Origin of the sequence: Cohnella soli (assembly GCF_042655525.1) — a bacterium.
GTDB lineage: Bacteria > Bacillota > Bacilli > Paenibacillales > Paenibacillaceae > Cohnella > Cohnella soli.
In genome coordinates, this window is record NZ_JBHSMI010000052.1 from 130,334 (window position 1) to 152,696 (window position 22,363).

General features: G+C 52.8%; 21 protein-coding genes and 1 riboswitch. Of the genes, 17 read left to right on the plus strand and 4 right to left on the minus strand.

Going from position 1 to position 22,363, the window contains the following annotated elements:
• Nucleotides 1-55: 55 nt before the first annotated feature.
• On the minus strand, nucleotides 56-715 hold the full coding sequence (locus ACFPOF_RS24670) for a GntR family transcriptional regulator (protein WP_378137689.1): 660 nt from the start codon (nucleotides 713-715) through the stop codon (nucleotides 56-58).
• A gap of 172 nt (nucleotides 716-887) precedes the next feature.
• Here ACFPOF_RS24670 and ACFPOF_RS24675 point away from each other — a divergent pair, with 172 nt between their 5' ends.
• The 8 genes from ACFPOF_RS24675 (at nucleotide 888) to ACFPOF_RS24710 (ending at nucleotide 6,952) form a co-directional block, all read left to right on the plus strand.
• Nucleotides 888-1,595 (plus strand): PIG-L deacetylase family protein, encoded by a 708-nt coding sequence (locus tag ACFPOF_RS24675; RefSeq protein WP_378137691.1) that lies wholly within the window; start codon nucleotides 888-890, stop codon nucleotides 1,593-1,595.
• Entirely contained in the window at nucleotides 1,592-2,368 is a 777-nt protein-coding gene (locus ACFPOF_RS24680) for an SDR family NAD(P)-dependent oxidoreductase (protein ID WP_378137693.1), read from the plus strand. The genes ACFPOF_RS24675 and ACFPOF_RS24680 overlap by 4 nt, the downstream gene beginning before the upstream one ends.
• A gap of 285 nt (nucleotides 2,369-2,653) precedes the next feature.
• The gene (locus ACFPOF_RS24685; RefSeq protein WP_378137695.1) at nucleotides 2,654-3,004 is read left to right on the plus strand and encodes a cupin domain-containing protein; all 351 of its coding nucleotides are present in this window, start codon (nucleotides 2,654-2,656) and stop codon (nucleotides 3,002-3,004) included.
• Nucleotides 3,001-4,122 (plus strand): mandelate racemase/muconate lactonizing enzyme family protein, encoded by a 1,122-nt coding sequence (locus tag ACFPOF_RS24690; RefSeq protein ID WP_378137697.1) that lies wholly within the window; start codon nucleotides 3,001-3,003, stop codon nucleotides 4,120-4,122. The genes ACFPOF_RS24685 and ACFPOF_RS24690 overlap by 4 nt, the downstream gene beginning before the upstream one ends.
• 11 nt (nucleotides 4,123-4,133) lie before the next feature.
• The gene (locus ACFPOF_RS24695) at nucleotides 4,134-5,150 is read left to right on the plus strand and encodes a zinc-dependent alcohol dehydrogenase (protein WP_378137699.1); all 1,017 of its coding nucleotides are present in this window, start codon (nucleotides 4,134-4,136) and stop codon (nucleotides 5,148-5,150) included.
• A 14-nt stretch (nucleotides 5,151-5,164) separates the two neighbouring features.
• Nucleotides 5,165-6,067 (plus strand): fumarylacetoacetate hydrolase family protein, encoded by a 903-nt coding sequence (locus ACFPOF_RS24700; RefSeq protein WP_378137701.1) that lies wholly within the window; start codon nucleotides 5,165-5,167, stop codon nucleotides 6,065-6,067.
• 164 nt (nucleotides 6,068-6,231) lie between these two features.
• The gene (locus ACFPOF_RS24705) at nucleotides 6,232-6,702 is read left to right on the plus strand and encodes a hypothetical protein (RefSeq protein ID WP_378137703.1); all 471 of its coding nucleotides are present in this window, start codon (nucleotides 6,232-6,234) and stop codon (nucleotides 6,700-6,702) included.
• Between the two features lie 37 nt (nucleotides 6,703-6,739).
• Nucleotides 6,740-6,952, plus strand: coding sequence for a hypothetical protein (locus tag ACFPOF_RS24710; protein ID WP_378137705.1), 213 nt, complete (start codon nucleotides 6,740-6,742; stop codon nucleotides 6,950-6,952).
• Nucleotides 6,953-7,092: 140 nt separating this feature from the next.
• Here the strand turns inward: ACFPOF_RS24710 and ACFPOF_RS24715 are convergent, their stop codons facing one another.
• Entirely contained in the window at nucleotides 7,093-8,301 is a 1,209-nt protein-coding gene (locus tag ACFPOF_RS24715; protein ID WP_378137707.1) for an AI-2E family transporter, read from the minus strand.
• Nucleotides 8,302-8,519: 218 nt separating this feature from the next.
• On the opposite strand from ACFPOF_RS24715, the gene ACFPOF_RS24720 reads away from it, so the two are divergent.
• Nucleotides 8,520-10,013, plus strand: coding sequence for an outer membrane protein assembly factor BamB family protein (locus ACFPOF_RS24720; protein ID WP_378137709.1), 1,494 nt, complete (start codon nucleotides 8,520-8,522; stop codon nucleotides 10,011-10,013).
• Here the strand turns inward: ACFPOF_RS24720 and ACFPOF_RS24725 are convergent.
• A complete protein-coding gene (locus ACFPOF_RS24725) occupies nucleotides 10,010-11,020 on the minus strand; it encodes a hypothetical protein (protein ID WP_378137711.1) in 1,011 nt (336 codons plus the stop codon). The genes ACFPOF_RS24720 and ACFPOF_RS24725 overlap by 4 nt on opposite strands.
• Before the next feature lie 34 nt (nucleotides 11,021-11,054).
• Here ACFPOF_RS24725 and ACFPOF_RS24730 point away from each other — a divergent pair, with 34 nt between their 5' ends.
• From ACFPOF_RS24730 to ACFPOF_RS24740, 3 genes are all read left to right on the plus strand, one after another.
• On the plus strand, nucleotides 11,055-11,294 hold the full coding sequence (locus tag ACFPOF_RS24730; RefSeq protein ID WP_378137713.1) for a hypothetical protein: 240 nt from the start codon (nucleotides 11,055-11,057) through the stop codon (nucleotides 11,292-11,294).
• 98 nt (nucleotides 11,295-11,392) lie between these two features.
• On the plus strand, nucleotides 11,393-12,382 hold the full coding sequence (locus ACFPOF_RS24735) for a VanW family protein (protein WP_378138538.1): 990 nt from the start codon (nucleotides 11,393-11,395) through the stop codon (nucleotides 12,380-12,382).
• A 22-nt stretch (nucleotides 12,383-12,404) separates the two neighbouring features.
• Nucleotides 12,405-14,585 carry a YhgE/Pip family protein gene (locus tag ACFPOF_RS24740; RefSeq protein ID WP_378137715.1) on the plus strand — a complete coding sequence of 727 codons (2,181 nt, stop codon included), beginning with the start codon at nucleotides 12,405-12,407 and terminating at the stop codon, nucleotides 14,583-14,585.
• Here the strand turns inward: ACFPOF_RS24740 and ACFPOF_RS24745 are convergent.
• The gene (locus ACFPOF_RS24745) at nucleotides 14,575-15,465 is read right to left on the minus strand and encodes a LysR family transcriptional regulator (RefSeq protein WP_378137717.1); all 891 of its coding nucleotides are present in this window, start codon (nucleotides 15,463-15,465) and stop codon (nucleotides 14,575-14,577) included. The genes ACFPOF_RS24740 and ACFPOF_RS24745 overlap by 11 nt on opposite strands.
• Before the next feature lie 125 nt (nucleotides 15,466-15,590).
• Here ACFPOF_RS24745 and ACFPOF_RS24750 point away from each other — a divergent pair, with 125 nt between their 5' ends.
• From ACFPOF_RS24750 to ACFPOF_RS24770, 5 genes are all read left to right on the plus strand, one after another.
• Nucleotides 15,591-16,499 (plus strand): DMT family transporter, encoded by a 909-nt coding sequence (locus ACFPOF_RS24750; RefSeq protein WP_378137719.1) that lies wholly within the window; start codon nucleotides 15,591-15,593, stop codon nucleotides 16,497-16,499.
• A gap of 14 nt (nucleotides 16,500-16,513) precedes the next feature.
• On the plus strand, nucleotides 16,514-16,915 hold the full coding sequence (locus tag ACFPOF_RS24755) for a DUF2203 domain-containing protein (protein WP_378137721.1): 402 nt from the start codon (nucleotides 16,514-16,516) through the stop codon (nucleotides 16,913-16,915).
• A 93-nt stretch (nucleotides 16,916-17,008) separates the two neighbouring features.
• A riboswitch (purine riboswitch) is annotated at nucleotides 17,009-17,108 on the plus strand.
• 71 nt (nucleotides 17,109-17,179) lie between these two features.
• Nucleotides 17,180-18,157, plus strand: coding sequence for an EamA family transporter (locus tag ACFPOF_RS24760; RefSeq protein WP_378137723.1), 978 nt, complete (start codon nucleotides 17,180-17,182; stop codon nucleotides 18,155-18,157).
• A 729-nt stretch (nucleotides 18,158-18,886) separates the two neighbouring features.
• Nucleotides 18,887-20,728, plus strand: coding sequence for a sensor histidine kinase (locus tag ACFPOF_RS24765; protein ID WP_378137725.1), 1,842 nt, complete (start codon nucleotides 18,887-18,889; stop codon nucleotides 20,726-20,728).
• Nucleotides 20,703-22,334 (plus strand): response regulator transcription factor, encoded by a 1,632-nt coding sequence (locus ACFPOF_RS24770; protein WP_378137727.1) that lies wholly within the window; start codon nucleotides 20,703-20,705, stop codon nucleotides 22,332-22,334. The genes ACFPOF_RS24765 and ACFPOF_RS24770 overlap by 26 nt, the downstream gene beginning before the upstream one ends.
• Nucleotides 22,335-22,363: the final 29 nt, after the last annotated feature.

The following is a 22,363-nucleotide window of genomic DNA, read 5'->3' on the forward strand; positions in this document are numbered from 1 at the left end:
GTCCTTTCTGCGTGGGCTCAGATAGGTAAATGATAGTAGATCAATCATCGCACTGTCAATTAAAGCAAAGCAGACAGTCCTCGTCCTGAATATGCTTCGTCCAAAGCGCTTCGATCTTTCGTTCGTCGCCCGAGCGGAGTACGGACAATAACTGCGCATGGTCGTCGGCGACTTTTCCGAGATCATCGAAACGGCTCGTATTTTTAATAAAATGCAGCCTCAAACGATTGACGATGCCGGACCAAATTTGCAGCGTATAGGAAGAATCATCCAGCGCAAGCACAAGCTCGTGAAACAAAATATCTTCCTCTACCAAAGCGGGCAAGTCTCCGTCGGTCGCGAATTTTTTCATTTTGGCGACGCTCGTCTCCAGGTGCTCGTAGAACTCCTCGTTCCGCTTGGCGACGCTATGCTTCAAGGCGAATAGTTCCAGCTTCAGCCGGATCGGAATGAGCAGTTCGGTCACCTCTTCCTTACGAACATCTGCGACCGTCGTCTCACGGTAGGGGGAACTGACTACAAGCCCGAGTGCTTCCAAGTCGCGCAAAGCTTCCCGGATTGGCCCTCTGCTGATCGACATTTGCTTGGAAATATCCAATTCCTTCAACTTGTCGCCCGGTTTTAGGTGCCCTTTAATAATCGCGTTTCGAATATCGCTCATGACCCGCTGACGCAGGGACAGGTTTTCTTGGCTTTTGAATTGAAAAGTATCCATCATTAATCTCCTTTGGCTAATTGTTGCATCCTCCGAACATTGCCTTTCATTACGGTCATTATAGTGGAATCCGAAAAATCGTTCAACTGATGATTGTTAGAAATCGATTGTTGACAATCAACACAACTAATTTTATGATGGGTTCAAATAGGTAGAAGGAGGCAAATGGTTTATGAATGTTCTGGCAATATGCGCGCATCCGGATGACGTTGAAATCTGGGCCGGCGGAACGTTGGCGAAGTATGCCGCTCGCGGCGACCGTGTGACGATTGCGATCGCGACGAATGGAGAGGTAGGATCTCCAACACTGCCGAAAGAAGAAATTGCTGCTATCCGACATCAAGAGGCAATCGCAGCAGCCAAACATATTGGCGCGGAGCTGATCTGGATGGGTTATCCGGACGAGTTCTTGTTCGATACGGAAGGAACGCGCCTCGCGTTCATCGAAGCGATGCGCGCTAGCGGCGCGGAAGTTGTCATCACCCATTGGCCGGACGACCTGTACAATCCCGATCATACGATTACCGGACGGGTGGCCAATGACGTGGCCATTATGACGACTGTACCGAATATCGTTACGGCCAGCCCCAAGCTCGACAAAATTCCAATCGTTTATTTTATGGACAGCGTTGCCGGTCTTGGGTTCCAGCCGGAGGAGTACGTCGACATTACGGAGACGTTCGAGACGAAGAAAAAGATGCTGGCTGAGCACGTCAGCCAAGTCGGCGACTGGCTCCAGGAGCAATACGGGTCCAATGCGATGGAGATGATCGAGGTTACTTCTCGTTTCCGCGGCATTCAGAGCGGGGTTTGTTATGCGGAAGGTTTCATCCGGGCAAAAGCGTACCCGCGCAACATTACAGGGACTTTGCTGCCATGAAGCGTTTCGAGGATCGGACGGTTATCGTTACAGGCGGCGCAACGGGTATCGGTTTCGCTACCGCCAAGCTGTTCGCCGCCGAAGGGGCAAGAGTCGTCATCGCCGGGCGCAATGCAGCGAATGGAGCGCAAGCCGTCGAGCGATTGAAGAAAATCGGAGGAAGGCCGTTATTCGTACGGACCGACATTTCCAATGAGGATGACGTCAGGCGCATGATCGATGCGGCTGTCGCGCATACGGGACGGATCGACGTTTTGGTTAACAATGCGGCGATGTTCTATGAAAGCGATTTTCTGAACGAGACGACAGAACGGTGGCGCGCGGTGTTCGACACGATCGTTAACGGGTCTTACTGGTGCTCTAAATATGTTGCGAATGCGATGATCGCGTCCAGCACCCATGGGGCGATCGTGAACGTGTCGTCGATTAACGGGTATCGGGCGTTAAACCAATCAAGCCATTATAACGCGGCCAAGGGGGCGCTTGATCAGTTGACCCGGTGCACGGCGCTCGAGCTGGCCATGCACGGCATTCGCGTGAACGGTGTCGCCCCGGGGTTCATTGAGACGGAGCTGTCGGTCGTCGGAGGCGTAAACGAACTGGAGACCGATTGGTTCAAAAATTATTACGTCGGCATGAGGAAAATCCCGCAAGCCCGCGCCGGGCATGTCGATGAAGTCGCCGAAGTGATCGCGTTTCTTGCTTCCGACGCCGCATCGTACATTCAAGGAACGACCATCCCGGTAGACGGAGGATTATCGACTACTTTTTGAGCGGTTGATCAAACAGCTACGTTGGCTTTGCCTACGTTCAGATCTTTCGTTTCTCAAGACTGCAAATGTGCAGCTTTTGATCCATTTTACCTTTGTACGGGGACATATTCCTGCGAAAATGCATCTTTTTCATCTGACTGCACATTAAATCACCTCAGCCAGTATAAAAAACTGCATTATTGCAGGCGCTAGTTGGAATTCATCATATTCAGACGAATAAAACTGCACTTTTGCATGAATTGCACACCTGTTACAATCATTGGTTCAACTTAAGGAGGCGGCAGCGTGTCGTATGCAGGGGAGTGGCAGCAAATTTCACCGGAAATTCGCCGGAAAATATTGCCGCCGGGCGAGTCGATGATGAGCATGCTGATCGAGTTTAAGCAAGGCGGCTTCGGGCCCGAGCATGCGCACCCGCACGAACAGCTCGGCTTTGTTGTGAAAGGGAAAATTCAAATGCTGATCGACGGCGTTGAAGTCGTTGCATCAGAGGGGGATCAAGTTTGTGTGCCAGGCAATGCTCGTCATTCCGTACTGGCGCTCGAAAATTCCCTCGTACTGGAGACGTTCACGCCATTGCGCGAAGATTTGCTTGCAACGTTGCAAGCACCAACCGAAACGGAGATGAGAAAATGAAAATTACCGAAGTTGAAGCGATCCACCTCAGACTGCCCGACCTGGACGCCGAACAGTGCGACGGCACGCAAGATACGCTTGTCATCCGAATTCATACCGACGAAGGAATCGTCGGCGTAGGCGAGGTCGACTCCTCCCCGTTAGTCGCGAAAGCCGTCGTTGACGCCCGAGCTTCCCATTCCATCGCGGTTGGCTTGCGCAGCTTGCTCATTGGGGAAAATCCGATCGAAATCGAACGGTTATGGGACAAGATGTACCGGGGAACGATCTATTTCGGACGTACCGGTCCGGCGCTGCATGCGATCAGCGGGGTGGACATTGCGCTGTGGGATATTTTCGGCAAAGCGATGAACCGTCCTGTATGCGAGATGATGGGTGGTATTTTCAATCGCAAATTGAAAGCTTATGCCAGTGCGCTCATGCCTGAAACGATCGAAGAAGCGGCGCGAATGGCGGAGCGATACGCGAAGCAAGGCTACAAAGCGATGAAATTCGGATGGGGGCCGATCGGCCGCGATCCGAAGTTCGACGAAGCGCAAGTGAAGGCGATTCGTCAAGCGGTCGGAGATGAGGTCGATATCATGATCGACGCGGGGCTTGCATGGGATTTGAAAGGCGCGCTGCGCATGGCGGAAGTATATGAGAAATACGGCGTATATTGGCTCGAAGAGCCGGTTCATTCCAACGATATTGCCGGATACCGCGAATTAGCGGATCGGACGAGAATTTCGATCGCCGGCGGCGAACAGGAAAGCGGAAGACTCGCGTTCCAACGACTGTTGGACGAGGGCCACCTGGACATTATCCAGCCCGATCTGGCAAGAGTAGGCGGTTTGACCGAAGGGAAAAGAATTGCGTATTTGGCGTACGACCGTCATAAGAAAGTCGTGCCGCATGCATTCAAGACAGGCATTCTCGTTGCGGCGAGTACTCATTTCGCAGCTGCCATCCCGAACGGATTCATGATTGAATACACCGTATCGAATTCACCATTGGCGCGCGATTTGGTCAGCCGCGAAGTTGAATTCAAGGACGGATATGTGACGGTGCCTGTCGATCGCCCTGGATTGGGCATCGAGATAAATGAGACTGTATTGAACCGTTACCGGGTCGACTGAGGAGGGGAAATATGGCTGCAGAGATGCGTGCGCTTGTATACGAAGGACCTAAGACGATGAACATTCGGAACGTCCCCGTGCCAGTGCCAGGGGAAAATGATGTGCTTGTCCGGGTTGAGAGAGTAGGTATATGCGGATCAGAGCTGGGAGGATTTCTCGGACACAATTCGTTGCGGGTACCGCCTCTTGTGATGGGCCATGAATTTTCCGGCGTCATAGCGCAGACGGGAAGCGGAGCGGTAAAATTCCGGGTGGGCGATAGAGTAACCGTTAATCCGCTCGGAACGTGCGGCGAATGCGAGGAATGCCTCGGCGGGAACGAGCAGCTTTGCGAGAGTCGCAAATTGCTAGGTGCTCACGCCCCGGGGGCGTTCGCCGAGTATGTATTCGTTCCGGAGAAAGATGTATATCTACTACCGGATTCCGTTTCATTCGATCAGGCGGCGTTCACGGAACCATTCGCTTGTGCGGTTCATTTGTGCAGAATGTTGTCGCTGAAGCCGGAAGAGCGCTTGCTTGTTCTCGGAGCCGGGCCGATCGGTTTGTTTGCCCTTGCAGCTGCACGTACACTTGGTTTGCAAAATATTGTCGTTGCGGACTTGAATGCCGATCGGCTGCGTATCGCTGCGAAGCTTGGCGGTATTCCGGCGCGTGGGGACGAGGAGATCGCCGCTCTGAAGCCGTCAAAAGGATTCCATGCGGCAGTCGACGCCGTCGGAGCAGCTGCCACTCGCCTGCGTTGCGTGGAGTCCGTTCGCCGTGGCGGGAGAGTGGGGCTTACCGGCCTTCATGAAGCCGAGACGACGCTGCCGATTAACGCAATCATTCGCGAAGAGGTAAAGCTATTCGGAGCGTTCGCCTACTCGCGTAATGACTTCGAAACTGCACTGCAATGGATCGCCGAGGGGCGAATCGATCTGCTGCCATGGACGGAGCATCTGCCATTGGAGGAAGGACAGGCGAGCTTCGAGAAGCTCGTGTCCGGGCCGGGATCTATTGCGAAAATTATGCTCCATCCGAACAAATAGAAGGAGGGTTATCGTTGAAGCTTGTTACGATCGACAACAATGGGAAATGGACGCTCGGCGTTCGAACAGATCGCGGTATCCTGGATATCTCGAAAGCAGCTGAAGTGTACGGGGCTGGCGAAGCTTCCCTGCCTCTCGACGTGATGGCAGTCATTCAAGGCGGCGCTTCGTCGCTTGACTCGCTGCAGTCGTTCCTGACGTCATTACCGACAGACTTGGAACCTTCCATCCTGCGGAATGAAGAAGAAGTGATCTACGGTCCATGCGTAACAAACCCGCAGAAATTGATCTGCGTTGGCTTGAACTATCGCAGGCATGCCGAAGAAACGAATTCGCCGATTCCCGAGTATCCGATCTTATTTAATAAATTCAATAATGCGCTATCAGGTCATCAGGCTTCAATCTCCATCCCAAATGCAACGAACAAGCTCGATTACGAAGCGGAGCTTGCCATCGTCATCGGACGGCGAGCGAAGAACGTGGCCAAAGAAGAGGCGCTGAATTACGTATTCGGTTATACGACCGTCAACGATCTTTCCGCAAGGGATTTACAGCTTCGTACGCCGCAATGGCTGCTCGGCAAAAGCTGTGACGGGTTTGCTCCGCTGGGGCCGAACCTCGTAACAGCGGACGAAGTCGGCGACCCGAACCAGTTGGTCATTCAATCCTACGTGAATGGGGAAATCCGGCAAAACTCGAATACGGCCGATATGATCTTTGCTTGCGACGAGATTGTCAGCTATATTTCCCAGCATATGACGTTGGAACCGGGCGATGTGATTTTGACGGGGACGCCAGAAGGCGTCGTGCTCGGATTGCCTGCGGATCAACAAGTGTACTTAAAACCCGGAGACGAGGTCAGCATTTACATCGAGAAAATCGGCACTCTGACGAACCGTATCATTGCGGACGCTTAAAGGGATTATTTTGTAAGGGATTATTGTGTAATTGCGTGTCAGGTCCAATTGTGATATGATCCAAACAAATGATAACAAACGGTCGTAAAGCATACGCCGTCTAATTCTCCCGGGAGGGAGGATTGGACGGCGTTTTGTTTTTTCGGGACTCGGGAGGGAAACGATTGAGAAAGAAAAACAAGCAAGGTGAGCAAGAGGAAAAGAAAACGATAACCCAGCACGACGAGGCGTTCAAGAAGCTGCTGCAGACGTTTTTCGCAGAGTTTATCGCTTTATTTTTCCCGGAACTGGACAAGCTGCTGGACCATACACACACGAGGCTGCTCATGCAAGAGCTGCTTGTCGATATTGTCGGTCAAGAGTCGCGCAGCCTCGACTTGATCATTGAATTCCGCTTCTTTAAGGTGGAGTTAAGGCGGCAAAATTGGCGGGAGTTTATAACTTCGGACAACCCAATAGCTGCTGCGCTACTTGCGAAGATGGGCTATAATAAGACAGAAGAACGAGAAGTGAGAGCAGCCTATTTGCGCATGATATTGAGAATACGAAAAAAATTGGACGATGCGAAATTGGCGCTGATTATGTCTGTTGCGGACTTATATTTTGAACCGAATGATGCGCAGGATTTTGCGTGAAATACAAAATGAATATCCGGAGGAAGGAGACAATGTTATGGAATTAATGCCAGCGTGGATGCGAACGGGGTATGAGAAGGGGATCAAAGAAGGTGTCGAGAAAGGCATCGAGGAAGGAATAGAAAAAGGTGAAGAGAAAAGCAAGAAGTTAATCATTCAGAAGTTTCTAGGCAAAGGATTTTCGCCTGAACAGCTAGCGGAGACGTTGGAGATTCCCGTCGAAGAAGTGATGAACCTTGGGAAGAATTAGGCACGTCTATGGCGCGATGTGATATAGTAGGTTGTTGCTAAAAGCACAAAGCAGCGGAAAAAAGGAGATCGGATAACCCTTAAGGGGGATTCCGGTCTCCTTTTTTTTGATGCGTATGGGGCAATGCACGGTTCAGCGCTCTAGGAGGACACCGTCGGCTTCTCCGGCGACGCGTCCGGTCGGTCGTCGAGCTTCTCACCCATCTCCGCATCCTCCTGATCGTACAGCCCGGACTTTCTTCTGAACCATTGGAACAAGTGGGTCGTGATGACTTTGAGAATAGCGTAACCCGGAACGGCTAAAATGATCCCGACAAGGCCGAACAGATTGCCCGCCGTCAAAATCGCGAAGATGATCGTAATCGGATGCACTTTCATCGCTTTTCCCATCACTTGCGGCGAGATGACTTTCCCTTCTATGACTTGCACGATCGTCCAGATTATCGCCATTTTCAACAACATAATAGGCGACGTAACCATAGCGACGATGAGTGCAGGCATAATGGCGATAGCCGGACCAACGTAAGGGACGACGCTTGTGCAGGCGGCGATGACGGCAAGCACGAGCGAATAGTCGAGGCCAATGATCAAGTATCCTATGTACAACAGCAATCCGACGCAGAAGCTGACGAGAATCTGGCCGCGGATGTACGAGCTAATCTGTTGGTTCATCTCGAGCATGACGCGCAAGGCGCGTCCGCGGAGCGCCGTCGGTGCGAAATCGAGCACGTAAGGGGTCAGTTTTTTGCGGTCGCGGAGCAAATAAAACAAAATTAACGGCACGGTGATGATCGAGAGAATCGTATGCGTGACGCGGCTGACGAGTCCGCCAATGCCGGACCAGGCGTTGTTCAGCACAGACGACACTTGACCGGAGAAGTCGTGCGCAAGCTTCGACGTATCAATGCCTAGCGTGCTCTGGATTTGGTTAAACGAGTCGCTGCCGACCCATTCCTCGAACTTGGCTTGCGCGTCCTGACTGTAATCCGGGAACGAAGAGACAAGTCCGGAAATTTGATCGCCGAGCAATGGCACGACACGCATGACGATAACGGTAATCGCAGTCGCGATAATCAAGTACAATACGGCGATCGTATAGCCGCGGGAGAGGTGGCGCCGCTCCATGAAATCTACGATCGGATTGAGCAAGTAGAAACCGACGCCCGTGAGCAGGAACGGCAGGAACACCGTCTCCAACACGACGATCACCGGATGGAATATGTATGAGATTTTGTCCAGAACAAAAATATTTAAGCTGATCAATAAAATGACGACCAGGATAAGAACGACTTGCTGGTTCAGCAATATCCACTTCACCCTATCCGACCATTTCCGCTTTGCCGTTTCCACAAAACCCCTCCTAACACTACTCCTATTTTAACCGACGGCGGCCGCGAACACCAATGGACCTCAGTCGGGTATACGTTCTAGACGCTTTTTGGGATGATACGATTTGTTTCATTGAAAACCGACAAAGCTTCCCTCATTCCTCGCTGACCGTTTGACATGCTTCTCGCGAGCGTCCCGGTACACTCTATCTAACTTGCCATTCGGAGGGGAAAGATAGCATGTATCGCGGAATTAAGAGACTCATTTTCGTTCTAGTATTCGCCGTTTCGTCGCAGCAACTCGTTAGTGCCGGAAGTCTCTTTACGCATGAATGGAACCGAACGCCGGCACAGTCCGAAGCGTTCCCCTCGACCTATTCGTATGCGGAAGGCGTGCTGACATTCCGCGGGACGAATGAAAGAAACGCGCCGTCTTTCGGAAGCGTAGAGATGAAGACGTTTCAACCTGCCATCGCGTGGACGAAAAAAACAAAGTCGAGCTCATGGGGCGGGGGCGCGGGATGGACAGGCCAACCGGCAATCGTGAGATGGTCGCCGGAAGTGCTGCGGACGATGAACGTGAAGCCGAAGTTCCAGACAAAGCCGGGCTTAACGGAAGTGATCTATGCCTCGCTCGACGGTTATGTGTATTTCCTCGATCTGGATACGGGCGAAGAGACGCGTAATCCGATTCGCATCGGCAATCCAATTAAAGGGAGCGTGTCGGTCGACGCACGGGGGTATCCGCTCTTGTACGTCGGTGAAGGCATCCCGGAGAACAAAACGATCGGCTTTAATCTGTACAGCCTTATCGATCAGAAAAGGCTGCTGCGCGTGAACGGTTACGACGCTTTTGCTTATCGCAAAGGCTGGGGTGCATTCGACAGTTCGGCGGTATTTAATCGGCTAGATGATACGCTGACGGTCGGCGGGGAGAATGGCATCGTGTATCATTTGAAGCTGAATACGAAGTTCGAACCGGATCGCAAGAAGCTCACAATAGATCCGGTCATCAGCAAGTTCCGCTACAAAATCGCGGGCAACGCTTACCAAGGGATCGAGAACTCCATCGCGACGTTCGGAGATTATGCTTATTTTGCGGACAACGGCGGCAGTCTGCAGGCTTTAAATGTCAAGACGCATTCTCCTGTCTGGCAGCTTGCCCCGATCGATGATACAGACGCGTCAATCGTTGTCGAATCGGAGGGCGGCGTACCGTTTCTATATACGGGAACAGAGGTCGACAAGCAGGGAAAAAAAGGCTTTGCCCATATTCGCAAAATTAACGGCCTGACAGGAGCAGTCATCTGGGAGCAAATATACGCCAGCTTCTCGCAGCTCGGTGCCCATCCGGTTAACGGCGGCGTTCTCGCGACTCCGGTGCTTGGGAAGAAGTCGATCGCGAATCTCGTCATCTTTACCATCGCCAGATACGGCACTTTTAGCGGTGGTCTCATGGTCGCGTTAAATAAAGATACAGGAAAAGAAGCATGGCGGCTGCCGATGAAAAACTACGCATGGTCTTCCCCAGTGGACGTGTACGACGAGGCGGGCAACGCATATTTGTTGCAAGCGAATTCCGTCGGTCTTGTCTCCGTTATCGATGCGAAGAGCGGTCAAGTGCGCGGCTCATTAAATATCGGCACGAATATCGAGGCCTCTCCCGCAGTGTTTAACGACATGGCTGTCGTCGCGTCGCGCGGGGGGATCATTTACGGGATCAAGTTGCATTAATCCTGCCTTCGTTTGTTTTTGGTGGAGCGGGACCTCGACTCGGGAAGCGTCGTCTCGACGATCCGCCAAGACGACTGCGCTGTTTCTCTTTTGAAGGCAAAGTGAAATAGGCCTGTACGTGCTGCCCCACCGACACTGTACACGGTAACGGGCAAATCGATAACCGCTTCGAGCGCATCCGCGGCGATTGAATCGGCGTGCTCCGGCTGTTTGCGAAGCGCAGTCGCCTGCACTCTGATCGACTTGAGCGTGCGCATTCGCGCTACATAATGATCTTGCGTTGTCTGCGGCATATTCGACCACACTTGCGCAAGAAGTTCCGGGTCGCGCTGGTGAAGCGCTTCGATGAAGCTGGCGGCAAGCGTAAAAGGCGAAGCTTGGTCCAGATAAGGTCGCAGAGTTCCTGCGGCCTTATTCACCATGAGTTGGTGCGACGGGTCGGGGTGTTCGGATTTGTGCGACGAACTGCCGAGAAAATGAATACACGAATGGCCTTTGAAGTCGTTATCCGGAATTCCGTCCCCGCCATGGGGCATGCCGTTCATCGAAGCGGCAATCCGATGTCCGTCTTCCGTCATGACGAGAACGGCGCGACGATCCCAGCTCCATTCGCCGCCATAGATCGTCTTCATCACACGAGAATCTTCTTTGGTAATAGGCTGCACGTCCGCATGATCGCTGCCGGCCCTTCTTTGCACGCGGAACGATAAGCCGGTTTCGAGGTCGACGACTGTGAAAATGCTCTTGCGCGGAACGACCGAACGCGCTTCGTTCCAGGGCAGCAATCGACCGTAATGAGCGTTCCTTGCCGCTTCTGCATAGATAAGAAGTCGCGAAGCGATCGCTTGAGGTAAGGCGATTACGCGGGACGTTGCCTTATCGAGCAGATTACCGGAGCCGTCGATACGGTAAGTGCCGGACTGCTTGGATGAAGCTGAATGGAGGACGACTTCGACGTCGGGCCAATTGGCGGAACCTGAAGCAGAATTGATCTGCGCTTCAGGCACTCTGTTGATCGCTTTCGCTAGGGCAGGATTGTCTATGCTTAATGTCGTTAACAATTCTGAATGGGAGCTTGATCTGACGATTATCTGCACTGTGACCGGCATCGATTGTGCGGCCGATCGCGGCTTGGCGGCGGATATTATCGGCGCTGACATCATATCCGATGCCGCGGAGACGCTAGTTAATAACGCTATGGCGAGACAAATGATTTTCATTTCGCTAACCTCCGTTCCTGAGTTTATTCTCGACGGAAGCAGCGCCAATTATGTCGGGTAATCGGGATAATCCGGGAAAGGTTGACGAAGCTTATAAAGAGGGTGCTTTGTGGAGCAAAGGAAAAAAATTCGGAGGCGATACGATTGGGTTGGCATTCGATGACCGGCATCGCGCTATTGCTGGGACAGTTGGGACAGCTAGGCCCGACGCAAGCGCAGAAGATGCCGGAACGATTGACGATTACGCAAGAAGGTGCCGCCATCGCTAAAGTGAATCGTGCGGAATACGAGTTGCCCCCAGGCGGCATGCCGTTCGTTGACATCGACCGACTCGACCGCCTATCGGACAAGCTCGATAAGCTTGTCAACCGCCCTCCTGAGAATGCCGGCCTTGATGCAGGCATGGGCATCATCCCCGAAAAGATGGGTTATCGGTTCGATCGTCGTCAATTCACGGAGCGATTTATGCGTTTCATGACCGGGGAGGCCGCGGACACTCTCGAAGCGCCACAGAAGGCGGTCTATCCTCGGGTGGACAGTGAAATGTTACTGACACTAAAGGAAAAGCAGATCGGACAGTACTCGACCTATTTTAATTCGAGTAACAAAAATAGAACGAACAACATCGTTCTGGCCGCGAAAGCGATCAACAATCAATACGTGTTTCCGGGCGAGACTTTTTCTTTTAATCAAAGGGTAGGCTTCCGTTCGGCGTCTAAAGGTTACGCCAGGGCGAAAATCATCGTCAGGGGAGAAGTGTCTGAAGGGATCGGCGGCGGCATCTGCCAGCTTTCTTCGACGTTGTTTAACGCGGCAGACCGGGCAGGCCTCGAAATCGTACAGCGTTATTCTCACAGCCGCAACGTTTCTTATGTACCGCCGGGTCGCGATGCGACGGTCAGTTGGTATGGACCGGACTTCGTGTTCCGCAACAAATACAGCGTGCCGATACTCGTGCGAGCGGTTGTACATGGTGGAACGGTGTCAGTAACGTTGTATTCCGCGGAGACGATAGCGTTAAAGAAACGGAGCGTCCCGAGCGCGTCCGAGCAGTTGCCGGAAGAAGTGCCGGCAGATCGGGATGTGCAAGAGACAGATAAGTTCGGATGGCCTGACAAAGCCGGCGCTTTGCGAAGCGAAGACGAATAGTAACGATAATCGGAGGGAACGTATGGCATTCTGGTCGATATTCCGCAAATCGTTCGCTAACTTCATGTCGAAGCCGATGTTTATCGTGTCTCTCGTCGCGGTGAGCTTCATTCCGATTTTATACAGCGGCTTCTTGATCAAGGGGACGTGGGATCCATATGGGCAATTAAACGAGTTGCCAGTCGCAATCGTGAACCTCGACCGCGGTGCAGTTTCTGAGGGTGAGGCGAAAAACATCGGTAACGATTTCGTCAACGAGCTCAAAAAAAACGAAAGCTTCGATTGGCACTTCGTAAACGAGGAAGAAGCGCGACAAGGTATGCTGGGCAATCGTTATTACGCGCAAATTACAATTCCCGCAGACTTCTCGGAGAAAGCGGTATCGCTGGCAGGAGACAAGCCGAGACAGGCGGAGCTTGTGTTCGAATCGAACAGCTACTACAACTTCGTCGCGGGTCAGATCAGCGAGAACGCAACGAAAGAGCTAAAGGAAAAGCTGTCTCATAGCTTGACGGAAGCTTATTCGCGCGGCATTTTCGGTAAGCTTGAGACACTGGCGAGCGGCATCCGCGATGCAAGCGAAGGGGCAAGGAAGCTTAGAGACGGCGCATTGGATCTGAACAACGGCGCCTCGAAGCTGAACGGGGGATTAGCGACGTTGTCGGAAGGTGCGAACAAGCTGAACGGCGGAGCAGGTTCGCTTGTTTCCGGTGCGAAGAAGCTGGCAGACGGGGCGAAGGAGGCGTCGAAAGGCGCGACGGATTTGACGTCGGGCGCGCGTAAACTTGCCGATGCAGGAGGCAAACTTGTTGCTGGCGCGAAGAAAGCCGAGCAGGGCTCGTCAACGCTTGCCGCCGGGATGAAATCATCGAAACAAGGCGCGGACGAACTGACGGCAGGGCTGACGGCGACGGTCGACGGCAGCAAATCGCTAAGGGATGGGCTTGCGCAAAGCGCCGACGGTAGCGACGGTGTCGCGGCAGGCAGCGTGAAAGTCGCGGAAGGGTTAAAAAAAGCGATGGCGGCGAATGATGCGCTAGCGTCTGATCCGCAGCTTAAAGAACTGCTAGCCGCAAGCGAGGCGACGGCGGATGCCGCGAAGAAGGTCGCGGCCGCGAACAAGAGTTTGCTCGCAGGCAGCAAATCGCTCGTCTCGGGACAGCAGAAGCTGTTGGACGGCAGCCGCGTTTTAAGTGCCGGTCAGAGTAAGCTGCTTCAAGGCGCGACGGACCTGCAAGCGGGCCAGCGGCAACTAAGCGATGGGCTGAGTCAAGTAAACACCGGGTTAAATGTACTAGCCGACGGAGGGAGTCGACTGTCTTCAGGCACGAATGCGTTGTCGTCGGGTGCAAATTCGCTTCTCAGCGGTGCAGAACAAGCGGCGAAAGCGATCGGGAGCGTCGATTCAGGGGCCGCAACGTTGCATGCCGGCGCTGGCACGTTGGCGAACGGGGCGTCATCGTTATCTTCGGGCGCTGGGGAATTGGCGACAAAGCTGGGTGAAGCAGCGGATGCTACGAGCAAAATTCGCGCAGACGATGAACTGATCAGGCTGCTAGCTCAGCCGGTTGCCATCCGCCCGAACGAGGAGCGGAAAGTGACCGTGTACGGCGCAGGCATCGCGCCTTACTTCATCTCTATGGCGCTGTTTGCTGGCGCACTCGTTTTTACGACCATCGTCTCGGCGAGACGGACGTTGTCGGACGATGTAAAAGGCGTCCCTGTCTTCCTGACAAAGCTGATTTTATTCGGCGGCGTTAGTCTGGCGCAATCGCTGATCGTTGTCACGATACTCGTGTTCGCGTTAGGACTGGAGACGCAAAGTATCCCCTTGTTTTACTTGTACACCGTAATCGTAGGTTTGACGTTTATGTTTATCATCCAGGCTTTCGTCACGTGGCTGGACTTGCCTGGTCGATTCGTCGTCCTGCTGTTGATGATATTCCAGCTCGCTTCCAGCGCCGGGACGTTCCCATTGGAACTGTTGCCGGGCTGGGCGAAAGCGATGAACCCATGGCTGCCGATGACTTACAGTATACGCGGATTTCGCGATGTTATCTCCAGCGGTGATTACGACGACATGTGGAAGCAAGTGACGCGGCTTGCCTTGTACATGATCGCTTTTCTTATCCTTACGCTCGTTTATTTCCTCATCCCGCGCAAGGATAAGGAAGAGGAGCAACTGTTGCCGGTTAACGTGTAACGGCAGCCGTTTTGCCGGAAGCGTCGGTCGGGGACGGAATGGCCGCGATGAATGCAGTGAGCGCTCGGCTCATAGCCGCATCTTTGCGGGTAACAAACGTAGTCTGCATATTGGTGAAGCCGGGAGGCAGCGGGAACGTTCGCAATACGCCGCTTTCTTCCTGTTTGTCGCTGACGGACCTCGGCATAATCGAGATGCCGAGGCCGGCGCCTACGCTGCCGATGATAGCTTCGATCGTGCCGAACTCCATTGTCGCCGTACGGTCGGGGCTAGTCGTCTTGAGCCATTTTTCCAGAACGTCGCGGTAAGAGCAGCCGGCGCTGACGACGAGCACCGGCTTCTTCAGCGCGTCCGACAAATCCCGAACGGAGGGAGGGGCAATGATGACGAGTTGTTCGTCGAATGCAGGCACTGCGCGAAGTTCGGGATGGATGTGCGGACTACTGATAAAGGCACCGTCCAGTTCGTAACGAAGCACTTTGTCGACCAGTTGCTGAGTATGGCTTGTCATCAGAGAAAGATTGACTTCCGGATATTCGCGATGGAACGCAGCAAGCAGCTTCGGCAGGCGAACGGCTGCCGCCGTTTGAGTCGAGCCGATCGCGAGCGGTCCGCCGGGTTTATCGATCCAGCGCACGGCTTTTGTCGCTTCATCCAGCAAACCGACGATTTTGTCGGCATAATTGAGCAGAGACTTGCCTGCCGAGCTTAACACCATGCCCCGATTATGGCGGTGAAATAAGGGTGTGCCAAGCTCTGCCTCCAGCTGCCTGATTCTTGCCGTCACGTTGGATTGCACGTATCCGAGCTTCTCCGCTGCTTTCGTTATCGTTCCTTCGCGCGCTACTGCTTGAAAAATACGCAATTCGCCGCTTTCCATCCGATCGCCTCCCCTATGGATTGACTATCACTATTTGTGATGTTAATTATCGATAACAATCATTATACATCATAGATAACCTCCTTTACACTAGGGACACAGACGAGAAAATGGAGGGAAACGTGATGAACAATTACAAATACGCAGGGCTTGTCATCTTAACGACGTTATTGATGGGGCTCAGTTTTCCAGTCGGCAAAATCGCGATGGAGTATGCCCCGCCTTTTTTTCTGATGGGCATCCGTTTCGTTATAGCAGGCGGCATATTGGCGGCTGTCGTCGGGAACAAAGGCAGACCCCGTAAGGCTTATGATTGGATGAGAGCTAATCTGATTGGCTTTTTTCAGTCCGCTGGCGTAATGGGTTGCGCGTATTACAGTATGAACTGGGTGTCGTCCGGAGAATCATCTATTCTGACTTCGTTAAGCCCGCTGTTTGTTATCATGCTTAGTTCGATGCTGCATCGTATCCGCTACCGAATCAGTCAGTGGGCGGGCGTTGCGATCGGTTTCGTCGGCATATTGACGGCGTTTGGTTTCCGCGTCGATTTCGAACCTGGCACTTGGATCGGCCTCGGAGGAGCGTTTAGTTTCGCGGTAGCGACGTTGATGACGAAAAAATGGGGCGGCGACTTCGGCACCAAGGCGCTTGCAGGTTATCAAATGTTATTCGGCGGAATCCTATTGCTTGTTCTTGGCTTGGCAACCGAACAACCGAGATTCGAAGTCGCTACAGCCTCCATAATCGCCCTGCTATGGCTCGTCTTTCTTAGCTCGATCGCGACATTTTTACTTTGGTATTATTTGCTCAGCTATGGAGATGCAGCGAAGACAAGCGCATTTTTGTTTCTGATGCCGCTATTCGGCTTGCTGACCAGTTGGCTGCTGCTTGACGAGCGTGTACATGCTGCCGTCTACGTGGGCGGAGCACTTGTCTGCATCGGCATTTATCTCGTAAACCGGGAACCGGCGGCGGGAGGAAAGTCGATGCGGAACATGCTACAATGGAGGGAGACAAAGAAGATGATCGGATAAGGAGAGGAACCGCGATGGATGTGAAACTGTTCACGGTGGAAGAGGCGAACGGGATGTTGCCCGATCTGATCGCAGACTTGAAAGTTTTGCAGAAGCTGGCCGACGACATCGAAGAGAAGCAGCGGGAATTGCTGCGGGCGAAGGCTAGACAACGCTCGTCCGGGGCGAGCGACGGAGAGGACCCGTTCTTCGAAGCGGAGAGCATGATCGATTTTCTGAAAATGGAAGGCGAACTGTTGGTCGGCAATTTTGCGCGCAAAGGCGTACAATTGAAGATGATCCACCCGGGCTTGATCGATTTTCCGGCGATGATCGACGGGGAGAACGTGCTCCTCTGTTGGCGCGAAGGGGAAGAGCGCGTCATGCATTACCATACGTGGCACGATGGATTCCAGGGCCGCAAGCCGCTCGCATAATGTTGTCGTATGCGGGGCTTTCGCCTGTTGGGCGGTATCGCCTATTGACAGTCGATGAGTTGGCGTGCCATAATCGACCCTGTTGAACTGTTGAATAAACAATACCCACTATTTCGTATAACCTCACGATTGCAGGGTGGGGGTATCTACAGGAAGCCTTAACTTCCTTGCTACGAATCGGAGATCGGCTATAGCGCCGAAGGCTCCGCTTTCGCAGCAGGAAGTTTTTTTGTTTTCCGGGAGTGAAACAAGGAGGAATGACAAATGAAATATAGATTGTCCGTGCTTTTGGGCGCGATGTGTTATGGGATTCTGTCGACGATCGTCGTCAAAGCGTACGGGGCGGGATACGGGCTCGGCGAAGTCGTCGGCAGCCAGCTTCTCGTCGGTTGCGTGCTGGCGTGGGCACTAGTCGGAGCCTTGAAAGCATTCGGGATGAAGCGGGAATCCGCCGCTCCGCGAGATGCGGGCGAAGCGTTGACCGGAAGCTTGCCGCCGAAAGTGCTGATGACTTGGAAGCAACGCCTAATCTTGATGGCCGCGGGCATGCCGACGGCCGTTACGGGATTGCTGTACTATCAGTCGCTGCGCTACATTCCGAACTCGCTTGCCATCTTACTGCTGTTCCAATTCACGTGGATCGGCGTGCTTGTCCAGGCGGTCATGCAGCGCAAAAAGCCGAGCGGTACGGTGCTTCTCGCACTGGCGATACTGTTCGGAGGAACGCTGCTCGCTGCGGGCGTCTTCCAAGAAGGCTTGTCGCGCTTCGACTGGATCGGCGTCGCTTTCGGACTTATGTCCGCAGTCAGCTATTCGCTGTTTATTATAGTCAGCGGCAAAGCGGTACCGAGCGCCCCTCCCGCCATTCGAAGCGGATGGATGGTGACGGGCGGCATGTTGCTCGTCTTCGCGCTGTTCCCGCCGACGTTCCTGTTCGACGGTCAGCTCTGGGGCAGCCTTCTCGGCTTCGGCGCATTGCTCGGCATCTTCGGCGCGTTCCTGCCGCCGGTGCTGTACGCGATCGGCGTACCGCATATCGGCGAAGGCTTGACCGGCATTCTCGGGGCGTCGGAACTTCCGGTCGCCGTCATGCTGGCCGCGGTCGTGCTGCACGAACAGGTCACCGTATTGCAATGGGTGGGTGTCGCGCTCGTGCTCGCGGGCGTCGCCTTGCCGGAACTGGTCAAGCATTTCAAGCAGGCATCGGAACGGCCGCTTGCCGGACAACGGTTGGGGATGTAAGGCGGTTTTGACAGGTGAAGGGCTGTCTTTCGAAGGTCATGAATTGATCTGTGGGGCAGCTCCTTCTGCCGTAAAGCCCCTCATTAGCACTAAATGCTCGAAATTTTCGAACAACTCCTTGCTCGGAGGCCCATCGGAGAGCCAGATGCTCGAAATTTTCGAACAACTCCCTGCTCGGAGACCCATCGAAGAGCCAGATGCTCGAAATTTTCGAGCAACTCCCTGCTCGGAGACCCTTTGGAGGGCCAGATGCTCGAAATTTTCGAACAACTCCTTGCTCGGAGGCCCATCGGAGAGCCAGATGCTCGAAATTTTCGAACAACTCCCTGCTCGGAGACCCTTCGGAGGGCAAGATGCTCGAAATTTTCGAGCATATCTTCATGCATAACCCCTCCCGAGCGCTTGGTTGTCTCAAGAGGTGACCTATTGGGCAACCATATTTCAACTTTGTAATGGCGGTATAGGGATAGCTCCCGCACGCCGTCATTTTCAAGTCCACAGCCTAATTCCGCTCTTCGCCTCTAATCTGCACGAAAACTCCACCTCCCACACCAGACGAATAGACGCATATGCGACCAAACGACTAATGTGCGCCTGAGCCAAAGGGATATCGGTAAAAGATCGTTCAGATCAAAGCCGAATCGATGTTCGTTCCGGGGCTAAGAGTCAAGAAAAGATAAAACCTAAGTAAAAAAAATATAAAAAAATAGCGCGAGCGATGCCTGTATAATGAGTTTAGAAACCGCTTACCGACTCAAAGAACGGAGTGACCGCGTGCGCCATCTTTTCCATAATCGCAGCTTATTGTCGTTCGGTTTGTTCCACAAGATATGTCTTGCTTTCTTCGTCGCGATCATTCCGATTCTGACGGTAGGATACTTGATCGTAATTAACGGGGAGAGAACGATCCGCCATGAGATCGAGAGCTCGCTGCTTTCGCGCGTTCATTTCTATCTGAACGAGCTGACTTTGGAACTTGAACATATCGTTAATCTGAAAAGGGAATATATTTTCGATCAGGATATTCAGCGGTTAAGCGTTCTGTCGTCGGCGATGACGGATTACGAGCGCAGGGTTGCGATTTTCGGCATTCAGAAAAAAGTGCAAACGTTGAAATCGTCTAGCTCTTACATCGAGGACGTCAGGCTTTACATGGTGTCCGAGGACAAAATCGTGCAGCCGACCCAAATTTTGTTCCACATTTCCGACGCGCAGAAAAGCATTCACGGATCGCTAGGCTTGAAGGAATATCCGATCGTTCAACGGAACGATCAATTGATTATGGTCGAACGCTTTCCGACGGGCAATTATTCGGATGGCAGCTTGCCGGTATATTGGATGGAAATTGTGCTTAACCGCTCCAAGATCGAGTCCGCCCTCTCGCAAATGTTGTCCGAGAATGGCGCAGGCGCGATTTTGTCCGATATTAGGCATAAGTGGAGCTTGTTCGGGGACAACGGCGACGACACGCTGTCCAAGGAAATGACCCGTGCAATCGACAGAGCCGACGGCTCGTCCGAATCCGGTCAGCGATTGCTGAAAATTCGTAACGATTCGTATATCGTGGCCGATGAACAGTCCCCGTCCTATGGCGTCGCGCTTACGGTCTACGTGCCGGAGAAAGTCGTGCTGGAGCCTCTTGCCCTCTACCAGAAATGGTTCCGGATTTTGATCGCGACTGCGATGGTCATCGTGGTGTTATTCGCCTATTGGATCTATTTATTTCTGCAGAGACCGTTGCAGCGTTTGATCCGGGCGTTCCGCAAAGTGAAGGACGGCGCCTTCGACGTCCAGTTGATCCATAAGAACCCGGATGAAATCCAATATTTGTACGATCAGTTCAATCAGATGGTCGGAACGATCCAGTCGTTGATTCGCGACGTTTACGAGCAAGGGATCCGTTCCCAACGATCGGAGCTCCGCCATTTGCAAGCGCAGATCAACCCGCATTTTCTGTATAACACTTATTATCGCCTGCACCGGCTCGTTCAGGACGAAGACATCGAGAACATGAAAGTGTACACGCGGTTGCTTGGAGATTATCTCAAATATATTACGAGGAATGGGCAGGATGAAGCGACGCTGGGCATGGAAATCGATCACTCTCGCACTTACGCGGATATTTTGAAGATGAGATTTCGCAATAAACTGGAGCTCGAGTGGGAAGATCTTCCGGACGATTTGGCGGCAATTCCAATTCCTCGGCTCATCGTGCAACCGGTCGTCGAAAACGCGTTCGAGCATGCGCTGGAGGAAATGGAAGACGTCGGTCGACTGCGATTCGCGATTTTCCGGGATGACGAATACGTAACGATTCGTATCGAAGATAACGGAGATCGGCTGACGAACCGTAAACTGGACGAACTCAAGGAACGTTTGCAGTCTACTCGCGAAGATATGGAAACGACAGGGATCCTGAACGTACATCGCAGGCTGCAGTTGAAATTCGGAGAGGCATTCGGAATCGGAATCGCCAGAAGCGAGTTAGGTGGCTTGCGCGTCGAGATTCGCATACCGCATACGCATAAGGAAGGTGATCATACGAATGTATCGGCTATTGATCGTGGATAACGAAGATTACGTCGTAGAAGGTCTGATAAATGTCTTTCATCAACTGACTCATCTGGATCTGGAAGTGATCGGCGCTTATTCCGGCAAGGAAGCTTTGGAGCGGCTGCAACGAACGAAAATCGATATCGTCGTATCGGACATCCGTATGCCCGGCATGGACGGCATGACGCTGCAGCATGAGATTTGCCGGTTGTGGCCGAGCTGCCAAATGATTTTCTTGTCCGGCTTCAACGATTTCGATTACGTCCAGAAAGCGATCCGCAAAGGCGCCGTCGACTATGTTCTTAAGACGGATGGAGACGAAGTCGTCATTGCCGCTGTGGAGAAGGCGATTCAGAAGCTGGAAGCCGCGATCGAGATCGAACAATTGATTGCCAAATCCAAAAGCCAGATGCAGATGGCGATGGCTGCGCTGCAGAAAGAGTTCTTCAGCAATCTCCTGCAGGGCGACCGGATCGGAGAAAGTATTATCGTTAGGCAATTCGAGGAGCTTCAAATTCCGTTGAATCCGTCGTTGCCCGCGCTGCAGGTCGTAGGAAGAGTAGATGAATGGGCGGAGGGGATCAGTTATTACGATCGTTATTTGCTGATGTACTCCATTCGGAACATCGCGAGCGAGTATTTGGACACGACGGTAGACCAAGTATCTATTGTATACGACCGTTTTAACCTGATTTGGTTCATTCAGCCGAAAGAACTGCATCCGAGCGCAGTTAACAGAGTCCAAGAAGAGACGTGGAGCATGGTCGGCCGTTTCGTTCAAGGGACGTTCGAGCGAATTCAAATGGCATGCAAAGAGTTGATCAAGCTGAAACTGTCCGTCGTTCTCGCGAATCGTCCGATCGAGTGGAAACTTTCGGCCCGCAAATTCGCCGAAATAAAGTCCAAACTTTCTTGGGGACTCGGCTCCGGCCAGGAGCTTTTGATCGTCGACCAAGAAGAGACGGGGCGGGAAGCCTCGAATTTTACGACGGCGCAGGATACGGTTCATCGGTTGAATCGGTTGGAGCAATGTTTGGAAAACAATCTGAAATCCGAATTCATGGCCATCCTCCGGGAACTATTTCAAAAAGAAACCTACGACAAAAACTATTATATGGTCGTCTCTTTGCTTTTTTCGCTGCAAGCGGGGGAACGCTCCCGAGCCGCCGAGATCCCTTTGGAATGGGACAGGCTTGCCCGCCCGGACTTGCATGAATCATGGAATGAAGCGGTCGAATATCTCGTTCATTGTGCCGAGGCAATATTCGATTACAAAGACCGTATTCTTCATGAAGAAGAGGACGAGCTGGTCGGAAAGGTGAAGAAGCTCATCGCGGACAACTTGGCGAACGAGCTCTCGTTAACCGTCATCGCGGATAAAGTGAAGCATAATTCTTCCTATCTTTCCCGGTTGTTCAAGCAGAAAAACGGAATCGGCGTGTCCGAGTACATATCCGATTTTCGCATCCAGAAAACGAAAGAACTGCTGGCCGACCCGAGCCGGAAGATCAACGATATCGCAACTGCGGCCGGCTTCGCTTCCGTGCAATACTTTTATCGCGTATTCAAGAAAGCAACCCAAATGACGCCGCAGGAATTCAGGGACCGATCTGCGGGGAAGTAAATAAAAGGCAACGGCGAGCGAGCGATCGT